The following is a 1,412-nucleotide window of genomic DNA, read 5'->3' as shown; positions in this document are numbered from 1 at the left end:
CAGCACCCCGCTGCCGCCGGTGCGCACCTCGTCGGTCATGTCGATGCGGCGACGCAGCAGCCCGGGCTCCTCCTCGGCGCGCCGGAAGAGTTCCAGCAGGATGGGGATCTTGATGGAGCTGGCCTGCGGGAAGACCAACTCGTCGTTCACCCGGAAGCGGTCCCCCGAAGTCAGGTCGATGATGTGTACGCCCGCGACGCCCTCATAGCCATCGACGATGCCTTCCAGCTCCGTCTGCAGCTTGCTGCGGAGAAGCGCCAGATGCTCCTCCTGGCCCGAGAGCGGGGAGGCGGGGGAGAGGAAGAGCGCGGACGCGGCAAGGCCGAGGGCCATGTGGCAGGCGAGGATACGGTGCGGCAGCAATAGCGTCATGGTCCCTCCTGATGATGTGCTTCTGGCTGGTGCCGAAGCGGCGTTGGCGACTCCGTGTGGCATCGGGTGACGACCAGGATTCGGTCGCACCACTTTCTCAGATGAGCATCGCCGAGAAAACCGCCCGATGCGCAGCCACGATGCGTTCCAGAGCCTCCCGGTTGGGCTCGAGCGACCACTCGCCGCGCTCGGAGGTTCCCCCCAGCACGATGCCGTCGCTGCGCGGCTGCATGTGGATGCCCAGGCCGCCGCCGGAAACGGGAGCTCCGCCGAAGGTGCCGTAGTTCACTTCCGGCTGCGGAATCAGCACGGTGAGTTGTCCCTTGAGGGGGACCATCGTGCGGTCATCGAACAGATCCCGCGCGCCCAGCCCGGTGCAGTTGACGACGACCGGCTCGTCGAGCTCCACCAGCTCGCTCGGCTCGGTGAACTTGCGGATGACGATGCGCCCGCCGCGGTCCACGACGTCCCGCACCAGAGCATCGAGATAGATGGAGGGTTCGATGCGCATCTGGGTGCGCTGGGTGGCGTAGCGGGTTGCAAACGGATGTTCCCCGGGTCCGAGCAGCCTCGTGCCCGTGCGCAGGTGCGCGGGAAGCAGCGGCTCGGAGTCCCCTCCCCCGTCCCCCCTGGGACGCGGCTCGTTGTCGCTCAGCGCGTAGCTGTGAATCCACGAAACACCGTAGCCGCGCCCGACGAGCAGTTGCAGCTGCCGATAGGAAATCTCCGCGGCTTCACGGAACTGCGCGTCCCAGGCGGGCGTGCGCAGGTCACCGTCGACGAGGCCCGAGGTGGGGGTGAACCCCGCGAGCGACATGTTCGAGGTGGTGTTGGGGGGCACGTCCACCGTGTAGATGGTCACGTCGAACCCGCGCCGCTGCAGCTGACGTGCGGCGGTGAGCCCCGCGGCCCCGCAACCGATGACCGCAGCGCGGCGGCTGTCGTCCTCCAGAGCCATCTCCGCGGCCATGGCGCCCGTGCCCCACGAGAGCGACATCCCCGCCCCGCCGTGCCCGTAGTTGTGGATCACGGTGGTCTCG

Annotated in this window: 2 protein-coding genes; both read right to left on the bottom strand. The window is 68.3% G+C overall.

The window, feature by feature from the left end; translation table 11 throughout:
- On the bottom strand, window positions 1–372 hold a 372-nt coding region (locus OXU32_16750; GenBank protein MDE0075606.1), incomplete at its 3' end, for a serine hydrolase.
- A 97-nt stretch (window positions 373–469) separates the two neighbouring features.
- Window positions 470–1,412: FAD-dependent oxidoreductase (locus OXU32_16745; GenBank protein ID MDE0075605.1), on the bottom strand; the 943-nt coding region annotated here is incomplete at its 5' end.

The sequence above is a fragment of the Gammaproteobacteria bacterium genome, assembly GCA_028819075.1.
In the GTDB taxonomy this organism is placed as follows: Bacteria; Gemmatimonadota; Gemmatimonadetes; order Longimicrobiales; family Gaopeijiaceae; genus BD2-11.
The sequence above is the reverse complement of the archived record's forward strand: the minus strand, read 5'-3'. Positions and strand labels throughout refer to the sequence as shown.